The 17,223-nt window shown below is 32.0% G+C and carries 13 protein-coding genes; all 13 read left to right on the forward strand.

What is annotated here, in order from left to right:
- The first annotated feature begins 6 nt into the window (after positions 1-6).
- Entirely contained in the window at positions 7-969 is a 963-nt protein-coding gene (locus tag HSACCH_RS04780; RefSeq protein ID WP_005488271.1) for a 2-keto-3-deoxygluconate permease, read from the forward strand.
- Positions 970-1,048: 79 nt separating this feature from the next.
- The gene (locus HSACCH_RS04785) at positions 1,049-2,356 is read left to right on the forward strand and encodes a four-carbon acid sugar kinase family protein (protein WP_005488272.1); all 1,308 of its coding nucleotides are present in this window, start codon (positions 1,049-1,051) and stop codon (positions 2,354-2,356) included.
- Complete coding sequence (gene pdxA / locus HSACCH_RS04790) at positions 2,349-3,353, forward strand: 4-hydroxythreonine-4-phosphate dehydrogenase PdxA (RefSeq protein WP_005488274.1); 1,005 nt, start codon at positions 2,349-2,351, stop codon at positions 3,351-3,353. The genes HSACCH_RS04785 and pdxA overlap by 8 nt, the downstream gene beginning before the upstream one ends.
- Positions 3,354-3,567: 214 nt before the next feature.
- Positions 3,568-4,851: an iron-containing alcohol dehydrogenase gene (locus HSACCH_RS04795; protein ID WP_005488276.1), complete on the forward strand. Its 1,284-nt coding sequence runs from the start codon at positions 3,568-3,570 to the stop codon at positions 4,849-4,851.
- Between the two features lie 249 nt (positions 4,852-5,100).
- The gene (locus HSACCH_RS04800; RefSeq protein ID WP_005488277.1) at positions 5,101-5,556 is read left to right on the forward strand and encodes a PTS sugar transporter subunit IIA; all 456 of its coding nucleotides are present in this window, start codon (positions 5,101-5,103) and stop codon (positions 5,554-5,556) included.
- Between the two features lie 70 nt (positions 5,557-5,626).
- Complete coding sequence (locus HSACCH_RS04805; protein ID WP_005488278.1) at positions 5,627-5,896, forward strand: PTS sugar transporter subunit IIB; 270 nt, start codon at positions 5,627-5,629, stop codon at positions 5,894-5,896.
- A 14-nt stretch (positions 5,897-5,910) separates the two neighbouring features.
- The gene (locus HSACCH_RS04810) at positions 5,911-7,188 is read left to right on the forward strand and encodes a PTS ascorbate transporter subunit IIC (RefSeq protein WP_005488280.1); all 1,278 of its coding nucleotides are present in this window, start codon (positions 5,911-5,913) and stop codon (positions 7,186-7,188) included.
- Between the two features lies 1 nt (position 7,189).
- A complete protein-coding gene (locus tag HSACCH_RS04815; protein ID WP_005488282.1) occupies positions 7,190-9,430 on the forward strand; it encodes a BglG family transcription antiterminator in 2,241 nt (746 codons plus the stop codon).
- 5 nt (positions 9,431-9,435) lie between these two features.
- On the forward strand, positions 9,436-11,391 hold the full coding sequence (gene tkt, locus HSACCH_RS04820; RefSeq protein WP_005488284.1) for a transketolase: 1,956 nt from the start codon (positions 9,436-9,438) through the stop codon (positions 11,389-11,391).
- 131 nt (positions 11,392-11,522) lie between these two features.
- Positions 11,523-12,956 carry a dihydrolipoyl dehydrogenase family protein gene (locus tag HSACCH_RS04825; RefSeq protein WP_051056328.1) on the forward strand — a complete coding sequence of 478 codons (1,434 nt, stop codon included), beginning with the start codon at positions 11,523-11,525 and terminating at the stop codon, positions 12,954-12,956.
- 89 nt (positions 12,957-13,045) lie between these two features.
- Positions 13,046-14,047: a GGDEF domain-containing response regulator gene (locus HSACCH_RS04830; RefSeq protein WP_005488287.1), complete on the forward strand. Its 1,002-nt coding sequence runs from the start codon at positions 13,046-13,048 to the stop codon at positions 14,045-14,047.
- A 46-nt stretch (positions 14,048-14,093) separates the two neighbouring features.
- Entirely contained in the window at positions 14,094-14,399 is a 306-nt protein-coding gene (locus HSACCH_RS04835) for an Hpt domain-containing protein (RefSeq protein ID WP_005488289.1), read from the forward strand.
- A 13-nt stretch (positions 14,400-14,412) separates the two neighbouring features.
- A complete protein-coding gene (locus tag HSACCH_RS04840) occupies positions 14,413-17,190 on the forward strand; it encodes a response regulator (RefSeq protein ID WP_005488298.1) in 2,778 nt (925 codons plus the stop codon).
- Positions 17,191-17,223 lie beyond the last annotated feature (33 nt).

A 17,223-nucleotide genomic window follows, 5' to 3' on the forward strand; every position in this document is an offset into this window, starting at 1 on the left:
ATGAAATTGAAAATAAAGCAGTCTATTGAAAAAATTCCTGGTGGTATGATGGTAGTTCCTCTTGTTCTCGGTGCATTAACAAATACTTTCTTTCCCGAACTTTTAGAAATTGGTGGATTTACAACAGCATTATTTAAAAATGGCGCTTCAACACTTATAGCCGCTTTTCTACTTTGTATGGGAGCTGGTATCGAATTAAAAGCTGCTCCAACAGCTATAAGAAAAGGAACAGTAGTAACTGCAACTAAGTTTATAGTTGCAGTTGGAATTGGATTATTTGTTTCTAAATTTTTAAATGATAGTTTTCTTGGATTATCTTCATTAGCGATAATTGCTGCAATGAGTAACACAAATGGTGGATTATATGCAGCATTAGTAGGGGAATTTGGGGATGAAACTGATGTAGGAGCTATTTCCATAATTTCTATTAATGATGGTCCATTTCTTACAATGGTGGCTTTAGGAACAGCTGGAATTGCTAGAATTCCATTTATAACATTAGTTGCAGTAATTATTCCAATAATTATTGGTATGATTCTTGGTAATCTTGACTCTGATATGAAAGAATTTTTAACAAAGAGTGGCCCGGTATTTATTCCTTTATTTGCTTTTCCTTTAGGAGCAGGAATTAACTTTACTATGCTTATTACAGCTGGAATTTCTGGAGTTTTATTAGGTGTTATGACTAGTATTATTGGTGGATTTTTCAATTTCTGGGCTGATAGGCTAACAGGAGGAACTGGTATGGCTGGAGCTGCTGCTTCAAGTACAGCTGGTAACGCAGTTGCTACACCACAAGCTGTAGCTGTGGCTGACCCTACTTTAGAAGCACTGGCTGCAACTGCAACACCACAGGTTGCTGCATCAACTATAACAACCGCATTATTAACACCCGCAGTTACAGCTTTTCTGCATAAAAGATTCATAAAAGAAGAGCAAGAAAACAATGGAAGAGAAGAGGTAGTATAACATAATAAATAGCCAAATAGCTGCTGTTCTAAATTGGGACAGCAGCTATTAATATTAATGATGAAATGGGAGGTTAGTTATGAAAGACAAAGTTGCAATAATTGCTGATGATTTTACAGGCTCTAACGATACAGGTGTACATTTTAGTAAAGATGGTTTTACTACAGTAGTAGTTTTTGATATAGAAAAAATAGAAAATATAGATGAAAAGATTGATGTCGTCGTTGTTGATACAGAGAGTAGAGCTGATGATCCAAAGATAGCATATGAAAAGGCTTATAAAGCAGCAGAAAAATTAAATGAGAAATCTTTTAAGTATATTTATAAGAAGCTTGATTCTACATTAAGAGGTAATATCGGTTCTGAAATAGATGGTGTTATGGATGGGGGTAAGTTTGATCTTGCTATAGTTGCACCTGCACTACCTGATAACGGAAGGAAAACAATTGGTGGTATTCAATTTGTTCATGATATTCCACTTGAAAAAACAGAAATTGCAAATGATCCAATAACTCCTATAAAACATTCTTATATTAAAGATATTATTTCTGAGCAGTGTGAAAAAAGTGTAGGATTAATTAATCTTAAAGATGTTTTAAAAGGAAAAAATAATTTAAAAGAAAAAATGAATGAAGAAATAAAAAATAAAAAAGAAATTATTATTATTGATGCAATTACTAAAGAAGATTTAAAAACAATAGCTGAAACAATAAATTCTTTAGATTTGAAAACTCTTCTTGTCGGCTCTGCTGGATTAGCAGAGACATTACCTGAAACTTTTAATTTAAAAACTAATAAAAATAAAGAAGCAACAAATGATAGTATTATTGCTGGTATTGTAGGCAGTGTTAGTGATGTGACAAGAGAACAAGTGAAATATGCTAATGAAAATGATGATAATATAAATGTTCTAGATATTAATATAGAAAATGTTGTTTCTGGCAAAGAAAAAAAGGAAATAAACAGGTTGAAAAAATTAATTGATAACAGTATTAACGAAAAAAAAGATATTATAATTAGATCTGCGAAAGAAAGAAAATTGGTTGAAAAAGCTATAAGTATTGGAGAAAAAAATAATTTAAATCAAAAAGAGGTAAGTAAGACTATTGCTAAGTTTATGGGAATGATGGCAAAAGAACTTTATAACTTAGATGATGTAAAAGGTTTATTTATTACCGGTGGCGATATTGCAATACAATCTGCCTCTACAATATGTGCTCAGTTTAATATAATAAAAGAAGAAGTTTTACCAGGAATACCTTTAAGTGTTTTTTCTGGAAAAGAATTATCAAAAAAACCTGTGGTTACAAAAGCTGGAGCTTTTGGTAATGAAAAATCTATAATTGAGGTCTTTAAATATTTAAGGAAGTGGTCTAATAATGAATAATTATAAAAATAATATCGGAATTACAATGGGAGATCCCGCTGGAGTAGGACCAGAAATCATTTTAAAAGCTTTTAAAGATAATCATTTTAAAAAATCAAATAGAATTATTGTTATTGGTGATTTAAATGTATTAAAAAAAATAAACGAAAAGTTAAATTTTAATGTGTTTTTTAATGAATTAAGTGATAATTTAAATAAATTAGGTACTAAATATCAAGACGATAAGTTAAATGTTGTTAATTTAAATAATGTAAATATAGATAACTTAATTCCGGGAGAAGTTAATGAAAATGCTGGTAAAGCAGCAGTTGAATTTGTTTTAAAAGGTATTGATTTAGCAATGGATAAAAAAATTGATGCTGTTGTCACTGCTCCAATAAATAAAAAAGCCATTCAAACAGCAGGTTTTAAATATCCAGGTCATACAGAAATTTTTGCTGAAAAAACAGGGACGAAAGATTATACAATGATGTTATACTCAGACAAATTGAATGTAGCACATGTCTCAACACACATGTCTTTACTTAATGCCTGTAAAACATTGAAAAAAGAAAGAGTCGAAAAGGTAATAGAATTAGCTAATAGTTCTTTAAAAGATCTCGGTATAGAAACTCCAAAAATAGCAGTAGCAGGTTTGAATCCACATGCTGGTGAACAAGGATTATTTGGTGAAGAAGAAATCAACGAAATAAAACCAGCAGTTGATAATGCTAAAGAGAAAGGTATAGAAGCATTTGGTCCGATTCCTCCAGATACTGTTTTTGTAAAAGCGGTTAATGGAGAATATGATATTGTAGTGGTCATGTATCATGATCAGGGACATATTCCGGTTAAACTGCTTGGTTTTGATAGTGGTGTTAATGTGACTTTAGGTCTACCGATAATTAGAACTTCTGTTGATCATGGGACCGCTTTTGATATTGCTTGGGAAGGAAAGGCTTATGACACTAGCCTTATAAAAGCAGTTGAAGTTGCTGAAAAAATGGCTGAAAAATAATATTAATTAAATGAAACATAAATCCTGCTAACACATTTTAGCAGGATTTATGTTTTTGGAAGTAAATTCAAGCAATAATATAAATCAAATTAAATTTGAATATTTTAACATTTTTTGATGCAGTAAATAATATATGTTATGATTGATTTAAAGTGATTAAATTAAATAATAAATTATTTATAATAAAAATTAACTAAAGGGAGGCATATCAAGAATGGATTTAAAAGAAAAAGCGAAAGCACTCTTATATGATTTTAAAGGAGATGAGTATGCTTTAGGGGTAGGAATCTTAAATGAAGTAGGAGAATATGCTAAAAAATATGGTGAGAAAGTTTTGTTAATTTCTAATGATACTTATCGAGAAACAGCGGTAACTGAAATTAAAAAATCACTTAAGAAAAACAATCTGAAAATTGCTGGAAATAGAATCTTTCCTGGTGCTGATCCAAATGCTCCAAGAGAAGATGTTTATCGTTTAGCAGTATATTTAAATACTTTTGAAGCTGATTCTATAATAGTAATTGGTGGAGGAAGTACTATAGATGCCCTCAAAGCTGCCAATGTAGTAGCTTCACTTGGTCATTATAGTCCTCATATAGACGAATTTTTTGGAACTGGGATTGTAACAGAGGCACTTCAGCACAGTAAAGAACATCTAATTCCTACAATCGCTATTCAAACAGCAGCAAGCTCTGGAGCTCATCTGACAAAATATTCTAATGTTACTGATATAGTAAGCGGCCAGAAGAAATTAATTGTGGATGATGCAATTATTCCTCATAAATCTGTTTTTGATTATAAAATTACTGAAACAATGCCTTTAAATGTTACTGTTGATGGTGCTTTTGATGGGATAGCCCACTGCTTAGAAGTATTTTATGGAATAGATGCTGAAAATTATGATTTAGAAAAGGAGATTGCTTCGACAGCTATTGAACTTATAGTTAAAAACACACCAAAAGTTGTTAATGATTTAAAGAATACTGAAGCTAGAGAGGCTCTGGGTTTAGCCACTGATTTAGGAGCTTATTCAATCATGGTAGGAGGAACTAATGGTGGTCATCTTACTAGCTTCTCTTTAGTAGATGTGAGCAGTCATGGTCGAGCTTGTGGGATTATGAATATCTATTATACTGTGTTTTTTGCCCCAGCAATAGAAGAACAATTAAAAGTTTTAGGGGATATATTTAAAAGAAATGGCTATATTGAGCAAGATATTGAAAATTTATCCGGGCGTGATTTAGGTGAAGCAGTTGCAGAGGGAATGATAGAATTTGCTGAAGAAATTAATTTCCCCACAAAACTCTCTGAACTTGATGACTTTAGTGATCATCATATCGAAAGAGCTTTAAAAGCAGCCAAAGATCCACAGCTGGAGATGAAGTTAAAAAACATGCCGATATCACTTGATGCCTCAATGATAGATGAATACATGGCTCCAATTTTAGAAGCAGCTAAAACGGGGGATTTATCTTTGATAAAAAATATTGAAGATTAATTTAAAGTCAAAAAATTAAAGTATTTAACTTTATAATTTAGAATAATTTAATTTAAATTAATACTTAAAGATTACAGCACTTAGAAACTGATTCCGATCAGTTTTTAAGTGCTTTTTTTAATAAACTAAGTATTTTGCCACAATGGTTAGAAAAAGAAGTAGTTTATTAACTCTTGCCATTTCAGGGATTACAGGAGTATAATAGAGACAGAAGTTAAAGAAAAGAATTATTTCAGGAGGTGAAAAGATTTGATATTAGATCTTTTGAAAAAGAAAAATATAGCTGTAAATGTAGAGGCAGCTGATTGGAAAGAAGTTGTTGATGAAACTGGTAAACTCTTACTAGAAGCTGATCAAATCGAAGAAAGATATGTAAAAGCAATGAAACAATCAATTATTGATAATGGTCCCTATGTGGTTATTGGAAAGGGAATTGCACTTTTGCATGCTAGACCAGAAGATGGGGTAAAAGAAAATTGTCTTAGTTTAATTACTTTAAAAGAACCAGTAGAATTTGGTAATAAAAATAATGATCCCGTAAAAATTGCCTTTGCTTTTGGTACAGTTGACAATGATAAACATGTAAAAACCATTTCGGAGTTATCAGTGGTTTTAATGGAGGAATCAGCAGTTGATAAGATTGCTGAAATGGGAAGCGCAGAGGAGATTTTAAAATATATTGAAGATGTTCTGGCACAGCAATAATTTTATTCAAAATAATTTTAAGATTCTTAATTTTTATTGATCAGCCAACAAAACAATAGGAGGAAAAAGCATGAGAGTATTAGCAGTATGTGGAATGGGTTTAGGTAGCAGTCTGGTTTTGAAAATGAATATCGAAAAAATTATGGAGCAGGAAGGAATTGAAGGCTCTGTTGAGGTTAAGGACTTATCATCTATTATGGGAGAACAAGCAGATTATATTTTTGCCAGTGAAGAGATTGGAGAAAAAATAGAGCATCCAGCTGAAGTAATCAGTGTCAAAAATATGACAGATAAAAATGAAATTAAAGAGAAAGTTCTGGCAGCATATAAAAAACTTTAAGGAGGGAATAGTTTATGGATTTTTTATTATCTTTTATTAACTTTTTAGTTTATGAGGTTTTAAATCAACCAGCAACTTTAGTTGGATTAATGGCATTTTTAGGTCTGGCTTTGCTGAAAAAACCATTTTCTAAAATAATGTCAGGTACCTTAAAAAGTATTTTAGGTTTTGTAATTTTAGGTGCAGGTGCTAACGTTTTAATTGGAAGTCTGAATAATTTGGGGCCAATGATTCAGGATGCATTTAATATTCAGGGTGTTATCCCGACAAATGAAGCAATAGTGGCTCTGGCACAACAAACACTTGGTACTCAAACTGCTTTGATAATGGCTTTCGGTTTTATAGCTAATCTTCTTTTTGCAAGATTTACTCCGTTAAAATATGTATTTTTGACTGGCCATCATATTTTCTTTATGGCAGCATTATTATCAGCAGTTTTAAGTACAGCAGGTTTAACCGGAGTACCTTTAATTATAGTTGGAGCTGTAATTTTAGGTTTTGTAATGGTTCTTTTCCCAGCTTTAGCAGAACCATTTATGAAAAAAATTACTGGTGGTACTGATGTTGCTTTAGGTCATTTTGGAACAACAGGCTATATTGCAGCAGGTTTTGTTGGTAAATTAGTTGGAGATTCGGAAGACAGCACTGAAGATATTGAAGTTCCCAAATCTTTGAGTTTCTTAAAAGAATCAGTTCTTTCTACAATGCTGACCATGATTATAATCTTCTTTGTAGTTTCCTTAATTGCAGGACGTGACATTTATTCTGAGTATTCAGGTGGTCAGAGCATCTTTATGTTCTCACTGATGCAGGGTATTACTTTTTCAGCAGGTGTTCACATTATTCTAACTGGTGTAAGAATGATCATTGGTGAAATCGTTCCAGCCTTCCAGGGTATTGGAGAAAAATTAGTTCCAGATGCAAAACCTGCCTTGGACTGTCCGATAACTTTCACTTATGCACCAAATGCAGTAATAATTGGTTTTTTATTCAGCTTTTTAGGTGGACTGATTAGTATGTTCTTACTTGGACCTCTGGGTCTTGCCTTAATTATTCCTGGTATGGTTCCTCACTTTTTTACCGGAGCAACTGCAGGGGTATTTGGTAATGCAACAGGTGGTAAAAAGGGAGCAATGATCGGTGCCTTTGTTAATGGAATTTTAATCTCATTCTTACCAGCATTATTATTGCCGGTTCTGGGATCACTTGGTTTTGCAAATACAACCTTTGGTGATGCAGACTTCGGAGTTGTTGGTATAATAATTGGTTATATAGCGAAGCTGTTTGCTTAAAATGAAAAAGAGCACAAGATTATTTGAATTATATAAATATCTTGTTGATCAGAAGGAGCCTGTTTCTATACAGGTTCTTTCTGAAATTCTAGATGTAAGCAGCAGAACAATTCGTTATGACCTGAATGAGATAGAAGACCTGATTCAAAAATATGAGTTAAAGCTGATTAAAAAACCAAATTTTGGGGTACTTTTAGAGGGAACAGAAGAGGAGCAGTTTAAGGTTTTTGCTGAATTTAATAATTTTTATAACAGCCGTCATTTTCGTTCTGCTAAAATGCGAAAATATCTGATTTTATATAGACTTTTTCAGAAAAAAGAGCCGATTTTAATTTTCGAACTGGCTGATCTATTAGATGTAAGTTCGGCAACTGTCAGTAAGGATTTAGATGAAGTTGAAGCATGGCTGCAGAGCAGAGGTTTAGATCTGATTAGAAGAAGAAACTATGGAGTCCAAATTGAAGGGGCAGAAATTGATATTCGGCACGCTATGAAGAGTCTGCTTAATGAAAGTTATGAGACTGGAAATATGATTGAGCTTTTAAATAAGAGTAATAAAAAGGTTGATTTTAAAAGCCGCTTAGACCATGGCTATAATGAGGAAATAAAAAATCTATTAGGTGAACTGAATCTTTCAGAAATCGAGGGGATAGTTAAAGTAGCTGAAAAAGAATTAAAAATTCGCTTCACTGATAGTGCTTTTACAGGATTAATTGTCCACGTTGCCTTTGCTATTTCTCGACTTTTAGCTGAGCAGGATATTAAAATTGCTCCAGAGAGATTGCAGGCTGTTAAAGATAAAAAAGAATATCAGATTGCTAAAAAAATTGCTCTGCTGCTGGAAAAGAAATTCCCAGTTGAAATTCCCGAAGATGAAATTGCTTTTATTACAATTCACCTGCTGGGAGCAAAAATGAGAGAGGGAGAAGTTAAAGCGGACTTTGCAGAAAATGAGCTAGAATACCTGGTTAAAGAAATGGTCAGAGTTGTTGAAAAATATTTTTCAGTTAATCTTGCAGCTGATCAGAAACTTTATTCAGGTTTATTAATTCATCTGCAGGCTATAGTAAATCGAATTATTTTTGATCTCCCGATTAAAAATCCGCTTTTATCAGATATTAAAGATAAATATGCAGAGGTTTTTCAGGCTTCAAAATTGGCAGCAAGGTTAATACAGAGCGAATTTTATGTAGAGGTCAGTGAAGATGAGGTGGGTTATATTACAATCCACTTTGGAGCTGCACTGGAAAGAAATAATTATCAGGAAAAGAAGAAGGCAAAAGTAGCAATTGTTTGTTCAAGTGGAGTTGGAACTACTAATCTTTTAGAAGTTAGATTAAATAATGAATTTAAAGTAATTGAGATTACAGCCAGTCTTTCCAGTTTAGATTTAGAAGATAATGAGCTGTTAAATGAAATTGATTTTATTATTTCAACTATTCCTTTGAGTTTAGAAAAATTAGATGTGATTGTGGTCAATCCATTTTTAAATGATAGTGATGTAGAAAAAATTAAGTCTTATCTTCGCAAAAAGGAAATTGAATATGGAATCTTTTCAGAAAGAGAAGAAAAAAAAGCATTAAATGAGATAGAAAATAAGATCAATATTAAGCAGGAAGAAAAAAGTTATAAAGCTGAAGAAATCATAGATCTTCTTAAACCTTATTTAGAAGATGATAAACTGGAAGAAGCACTAGAAAAAATTGAAAAACATCTTGAACCTGCAGAGCTTGTTAATAAAAAGTCACTTTCTAAAGAGAAGTCTGCGGGACTGCTTAAACTTCTTAAGCAGAATCAGATTAAAATAATTGATGAAGAAATTGACTGGAAAGAAGCAATAAAGCAGGCAGGAAAGCTGCTTTTAGATAAAGATTTAATTGAAGCAAAATATATTAGAAGAATGATTGAAATTGTAGAAGATAAGGGACCATATATTGCAATTGCACCAGAGATTTGTCTGGCTCACGCTGGAATTGAAGATGGTGTTAATGAATCAGCTATTAGTCTGTTGGTTATTAGAAATGGAATTAAATTGGGTCATCAATTTGATCCAATTAAATTTATTTTTGTGCTGGCCCCAATTAATAAAAAGGGGCATATGCCTGCTCTGACAGATATAATGGACTTTGCAAACAATAGTGAGCTGATGGCAAAAATAGCAGCTGCAAAATCAGAAGCTGCAGCCTATAAAATATTGGAAGATAACTTTAGTCAAGATGGCGGAAGGATAATAGAGGAGTGAAATTAATGCTGCAAAAAATTGCTGATACAGTCAGAGCTTTATCTGCAGATGCTGTGGAATATGCTGGTTCTGGTCATGCCGGGATGCCCTTAGGCTGTGCAGAAATCGGTGCTTATTTATTTGCTAAAGAAATGAAATATAATCCAGAAGAGCCTGACTGGTTTAATAGGGATCGTCTGATTTTATCTGCCGGACACGGCTCAATCTGGCTTTATTCACTGCTTCATTTATCCGGTTATGATCTTAGCCTTGAGGACCTAAAAGAGTATAGAAAGCTTAATTCTAAAACTCCTGGACATCCAGAATATGGAGTAACTCCTGGGGTTGAAATGACAACAGGCCCTTTAGGACAGGGGGTTGCTCATGCTGTTGGGATGGCTCTGGCCGAAGAAGTCTTGGCTGAAAAGTTTAATCAGCCAGACCATAAATTAATAGATCATTATACCTATATAGTAGCTGGTGATGGAGACTTGATGGAAGGGGTAAGTTATGAAGCTGCATCTCTGGCAGGAAGCTTGGAACTTGATAAACTGATAGTTGTTTATGATCATAATCAAGTTTCAATTGATGGACCGACTGATATAACTTTTATAGATGATATTGAAAAGCGATTTGATTCTGCTAACTGGCAGGTAATCTCTTCTGTAGATGGAAGCAGCTTTTCTGATTTAGAAACTGCTTTTAAAAAGGCTAAAAAAGATCAGAGTCGACCAACTATCATTATTGCTGATACTACAATAGCCAAAGGCATAGCTACTAAAGAAGGTGACAGTTCAGCCCATGCCTCGCCTCTGGGAAAAGAAGAGATACTTGAAATGAAGAAGAAAGCTGGGCTGCTGCCAGAAGACTTTGCAGTTCCAGCAGAAGTGGATGATTATTTTAAAGAGCATCTTTTAGAACTGAAAAATGATTTTTACGAGTGGCAGGAGTTAAAAAATAACTATCAGGCAAAATTTGAAAAGGAGTTTAAAGAACTTAAATCAGGAATTGAGCTTAATGCTGATATTGATTTTGATGATTTAAGATTTGAGCCAGAAGCTGGAAAGCCAATTAGAAATTATTCTGGAGAATATTATCAACTTTTAGCTGAAAAGCTTTCCTATTTAATTGGAGGAACTGCTGATCTTTCTGCCTCAACCAGAATTAACCTCGATCAGTATGCTGATATTAAAAGAGGCAATTTTGGTGGGAAAAATATTAAATTTGGAGTTAGAGAACATGCAATGGCAGCAACAGCTGGAGGAATAATGCTGCATGGAGGTTTAAGACCTGTAACTGCAACTTATTTAACTTTTTCTGATTATATGCGGCCTTCGCTCAGAATGGCAGCAATGATGGATTTACCTGTAATTTATGTATTTACTCATGATTCAATACATGTTGGTCAAGACGGACCTACCCATCAACCGGTAGAACAGTTAGAATCCTTAAGAATGATACCTGGCTTAAGGGTGATTAGGCCTGCTAATAGTATAGAAGTTAGATTGGCTTGGGATTCTGCTGTCAAAGAAAAGAAAAAGCCTGTAGCGTTAGTCATGGCCAGGCAAGCTGTTGATTCCTATAAAACAAAAATTAGTGCTGAAGAATTTGAAAAAGGAGCTGCTATAGTTTCGGAATCTTCTGGAGCAGAGATTGCAGTTATGGCTTCTGGAAGTGAATTAGAAACTGCTAAAAAAGTTAAAGAGCTGCTTAAAGATAAATATAAAATAAGAGTGATTTCTGTATTTGAAAAAGAAAAACTTTATCAGAATCAAGTTTATCTAAAACAGCTTCTAAAAGATGTAAAGCTAAGTGTTGCCATAGAGGCAGGTAATCCGACCGGCTGGTACAGAATTGCAAGAGGAAAAGCTTTAGTTTTCGGTATTGAAGACTTTGGTTTTAGTGCTGCTGGAGAAAAAATTGCAGAAAAATTTGGTCTGACAGCAGAAAAAATTTCATTAGCAATAGAAAAAAATATTTAAGGTAATAAAGAAGAATATATAAGTTTCAAGGTTGATACTCTACTCTTCTGTTAGACAGATTAAAACCAAATCTGTTCTATCAGAAGGGTTTTTTATTTTAACAAATAAAAAGAGGCTTTTTTTCAACTTTGATGAATTATAATTTAGGTGATAAAATGAAAAAATATAATTACGATATAGTTGTTATTGGAGGTGGAGCAGCAGGTTTAACAGCTGCTTTTACTGCAAATGGTTTGAATAAAAAGGTTGCTTTAATTGAAAAAGATAGACTTGGTGGAGAATGTACCTGGAAAGGTTGTGTACCTAGTAAAGCTCTATTAAAATCAGCTAAAGTTGCTCATCAGATTCAAGAAGCTGATAAATATGGAGTTAAAAGTGATTTTGAGATTGATGATAAAAGAGTAATGGATTATGTTCATTCGGTTCAAGAAAAAATATATCAAAAAGAAAATCCTAAAGTCTTAGCAGAAAAAGGAATTGACTTTATCGATGCTCAGGCTGAGTTTGTTGATAATCATACTCTTAAAGTAGGAGAAAATAAAATAAGTGCAGATAAAATAATTATTGCTTCGGGATCTTTACCTTTTATTCCAGCGATAGAGGGGGTTGAAAAGATTTCTTATTTAAGTAATGAGAATCTTTTTGAACTTGAGAAGTTACCAGAATCATTATTAATTATTGGCGGAGGGCCGATTGGAATTGAAATGGCCCAGGCTTTTAATCGTCTGGGAGTTGAAGTTAGTCTAGTTCAGCGAAGTGAGCAGATATTAAAAAAAGAAGAAGCATCTTTTAGTCAACGCTTGAGAAAAAAATTGGCTCAAGAAGGAGTAAATTTCTTTATAGGATTTGAAGCTGTTAAATTTGAAAAAAAAGATAAAATAATTCTAACTGCTGCTGATAATAATGGGGATGTAAAGCAAATCAAAGCAGAAAAGGTTTTGATAGCAGCTGGCAGGAAAGCTAATGTAGAAAGCCTGAAATTAGATAAAATTGGTTTAAAAACCAGCCGCCAGGGAATAGTTACAGATAAAAAAATGAGGACAAATATAAATAATATTTATGCTTGTGGCGATGTAGTTGGACCTTATCGGTTTAGTCATATATCTTATCAAGAGGGAATAACTGCTGCAGTTAATGCAGTATCACCACTTGCTTTTAAAAAAATGAACTATGAGAATATTATCTGGGTTACTTTTACAGATCCGGAACTGGCTCATCTTGCTCTGACAGAAGCTGAAGCAAAAGAGAAATATGGAAATCAAATAAAGGTTTATGAGCTTGATTATTCAGATTTAGATAGGGCGGTAACTGAATCTGAAAATGGTAAAGCTAAATTCATCTGTGATAAAAGAGGTAAGTTGTTGGGGGCTCATATAATTGGTGATCGTGCGGGCGAAATAATACATGCCTGTCAGATTTTAAAAACTTTTAACCTGCCTTTAAAAAAACTGCAGTCGGTGATCCACGCCTATCCTACTTATTCCGAAATAATTAGAGATGCTGCTAAAAAGTCGTATATCAGTGAATGGGAAAATAGATTAGAATTTTTGAATAAATTCAGCTAAATTATTTTTGTATCTTTATACAAAAAATGCTAAAATTAAGTTAAATAACTAATAAATATTATTAATAATATTTAAAATTAATAGAAAAGGTGATCAATATAAATATTTTAATTGTTGATGATGATCAGGACATACAAAGACTTTTAGAAAATTATTTAAAGAAATTGGAAGTTGAAAAAATTAATTTTACAGATACTGCAGAAAAAACTTATAAATTATTAAATATTAATAATTTGAAATCTGATCCAGTAGTTGATTTAATAATTCTGGATATAGTTTTGGGAGCAGAAAATGGAATTGATATCTGTAGAAAAGTAAAGACTAATCCTGTTTATCAAGAAATTCCAATTATTATGATAACTGCTCAAAAAGAATCAGAGTATTTAAAAGATGCTTTTGAGGCAGGAGCTATGGATTATATAAAAAAGCCAGTTAAAAAAATAGAATTTATGGTGAGAATTAATTCCGCTATTAAGTTAAGAAAAGAAACTAAAGCAAGAATTGAAAGAGAAAAAGAACTGCTTGAACTCTCAAAAAAACTTAAAAAGATGAATCAAAAACTTGAGAAGATGGCCTTAGTAGATGGTTTAACTAATATTTCTAATAGACGGTTATTTGATAAAACAATAAAAAAAGAATTAAAAAGAGCTAAAAGAGAAAATGATCCACTATCTTTAATTATGATAGATATTGATAATTTTAAAGCCTATAATGATACTTACGGCCATCAACAGGGGGATCAGTGTTTAAAAGAGGTAGCTTCAGTTTTAACTGAAAACACTAAAAGGGCAGCTGATTTTGCTGCGCGTTATGGGGGAGAAGAATTTGCTGTTATTCTGCCTGATACAGCTAAAAAAGGTGCTGTAAAAATTGCAGAAGATATTAGAAAAGAAATTATGGAGCTGGAGTTGGAACATGAAAATTCTATTACAGCTGATTGTGTAACTGTCAGTTTAGGAGTTAGTAGTATTTGTACAGACCAAGAAATTGACCAGCAGTTAGTTAATTCTTTTATTGATAAATCAGATCAAGCATTGTATCAGGCAAAAGAAAATGGAAAAAACCAGGTGGTATATCAAAAATTCGAATAAATTGAGTTTAGGCTTAAATAAAAGCTGCTAGAAGGAGGCTATTAAAATGGCAAAAAATGAAGTTTATATTGATTCAGATCTTGAATTTTTAATTCCACAGTTTTTAGAAAATAGAGAAGAAGATATAAAGCAGCTGGAAAAATTATTAAAAGAATCAAAGTTTGATCAAATCAGAATTATTGGCCACAGTCTAAAAGGGTCTGGTGGTGGCTATGGTTTTGATTATTTAACTAAAGTTGGGAGCCAGATTGAAAAAATGGCTGAGTTGAAAAATGAACAAAAAATTAAAAAGCTGATTTATAAATTAAAAGATTATCTTGCTAATATAGAAATCATCTATGAAAAAAAGTAAAAGGAGGGATATTTTGCCTAAATTTAATTTAGAAAAAGAATATGAGATAGTCTTTAATAATACACAAGATGCACTTTTTATAATAGAAGTAGATGAAAATAAAAATTTTCGATTTCTTAAACTAAATCCTACTCACGAGAATTTAACAGGCATGAGAACAGAAGAGATTGCAGGTAAAACACCTGTAGAAGTTCTTGGAGTAGAAACAGGTAATGCAGTAAGAAAGCGTTATCAAAAATGTCTTGATAAAAAAGAAACTATTACTTACGAGGAAGTCTTAAATTTACCTAGTGGTAAAAAAGTATGGTCGACTAAATTAAGTCCCGTTTTAAAAAATGGTGAAGTTACACATATTGTAGGTAGTGCACGTAATATCTCGGAAAGAAAAAAGCTTGAAGAAGAAAAAAAAGAACTTAGCAGAAGATATAAACTAGCTACTAGCGCTGCTGAAATAGGTGTCTGGAAGTTAGATGTAGAAAATGATGAATTAATTTGGGATGAATATATGCTAAAAATTTACGAGATTGAAAATGATGATCAATATAGTTATGAAAGTTGGACTGAGCATATTTATTATCAAGATCGAGAAGAGACTTCTAAAAAATTTAAGCAGGCAGTAGAGAATAATGAGATCTTTGACCATGAATTTAGAATAAAAACAGATGCTGGTAGTTTTAAATATATTAAAGCTTATGGGAAACCAGTTTTAGATGACCAGGGTAATGTAACTGAAGCAATAGGTGTTAATTTTGATATTACTGAAAGAAAAAAATATGAAAAGAAATTTAAAAAAATTTTTGATGAAACATTATTTGGTGTAGCTTTGATTAATCCAGAAACAGCTAAAGCAGTTGAGTTTAATAATACTGTTTGTGAGATGCTTGGCTATACTAAAAAAGAATTTGCTGAACTTAAAATAGAGGATTACGAAATTTTAGATAATAAGGATTTAATTTATAATAAATTAGATAGGATAAGAAAAGGTGAGAAATTAGAGTTTGAAACAAAACACAGGAAAAAAGATGGAACAACAATAGATGTATTAATAAGAGGAAGTGCTATTAACTTAGACGGTAGAAATTTAGCCCAAATTGTCTATGTTGATATAAGCGAAAAAGTCGAAGCACTGAAAAAGTTAGAAGAATATTCGAAAGAGTTAAAGTTAAGAAATATTGAATTAAAGCAAGCTCGCGATAAGGCTAAAGAGGCTTCAAAAGCAAAATCAGAGTTTTTATCAACAATGAGTCATGAAATTAGAACTCCAATGAATTCGATAATTGGAATGGCAGAACTGCTGCAGGATACTAATTTAAGTGAGCAGCAGAAAAAATATGTTAATATCTTTCAAAATTCTGGAGAAAGTTTATTGACTTTAATTAATGATATTCTTGATCTATCAAAAATAGAAGCTGGTAAGGTAGAGCTAGAAAATAAAGAATTCAATCTGATAAATATAGTTGAAAATGTTGCAGAAATGATTTCGGTTAGAGCTTATAAAAAAGGTCTAGAAATGCCTCTAAGAATTTCATCTGCAGTACCAGAATGTGTAATTGGTGACCCAGAGCGCTTAAGACAAGTTTTAATTAATTTGTTGGGGAATGCTGTTAAATTTACTGAAAGTGGTCAGATTTTTTTAGATTTGAGAATCGATACTGATTTTGAAGAAAAAGGTAAAAATAAAGTGATTTTTGCAGTTAAAGATACAGGGATTGGGATAGCGGAAGCAAAACAAAAGCAGATATTTGATAGTTTTACTCAGGCTGATGCCTCAAGCACCCGCAAGTATGGTGGTACAGGACTGGGACTAACTATTTCTAAGCAGTTAGTAGAAATAATGGGAGGAGAGATATGGCTTAGAAGTAGTCTAGAACTTGGCAGCACCTTTTATTTTTCTTTGCCATTTGAAATTCCAAATAATAATTTTGATAAGCAAAAAGATAAAGCATTACAATTTAATGATTTGAGAATTTTAACTGTGGATGATAATCCAACTAATATTTTTATTCTTAAAGAAATACTAGCTGATAAAGGTGCTGAAGTTGGTACTGCAAGAAGTGGGGAAGAGGCAGTAGAAGCTGTTGCAGAAAGTATAAAATCTAAAAATCCTTATCAGATTATTTTAATGGATAACTTTATGCCAGAAAAAAATGGTTTGAAGACTGCAGAAGAAATTAGAAACAAATTTAGTTTAAATAATTTACAAATAATAATTATATCTTCGGATTTTGAAAACAAATATTTGGCCCAAAATAAATGTTTTATTGATGATTATATGATGAAACCTATTCGAAAAAAAGATTTATTTGATCTGCTTGAAAAGGCTGCTGGTAGAATTTACAATCAAAAAAAAGAAAAAAATATTATAAAGAGTCAACTTGATGAGAAGAAAACTATAATTGATACATCTGATCATAAAAGCAAAAAACTACTTGTAGTAGAAGATAATCCGGATAATCGCTTTTTAATTAGAGCCTTTTTAGAAAAAAAAGATTATTTATTTGAAATGGCTGAAAATGGTCTTGAAGCTTTAGATAAATTTAATAATAATAGTTATGACCTTATTTTAATGGATATCCAAATGCCTAAGATGAATGGTTATCAAGCAATAAATAAAATTAGAGAATTAGAAATAGAAAATAAACTTAAAAAAACTAAAGTGATTGCACTAACAGCATATGCTTTAGATTCTGATAAAGATAGATCTCTGAGTGAAGGATTTGATGATCATTTGACTAAACCAATAAAAAAAGATAAATTATTTTCAATGATAGATAAATATTTAAAATACTAATTTCATTTTATTCATAAATGGTATATCATATAA

It is taken from the genome of Halanaerobium saccharolyticum subsp. saccharolyticum DSM 6643 (assembly GCF_000350165.1).
Classification (GTDB): domain Bacteria; phylum Bacillota; class Halanaerobiia; order Halanaerobiales; family Halanaerobiaceae; genus Halanaerobium; species Halanaerobium saccharolyticum.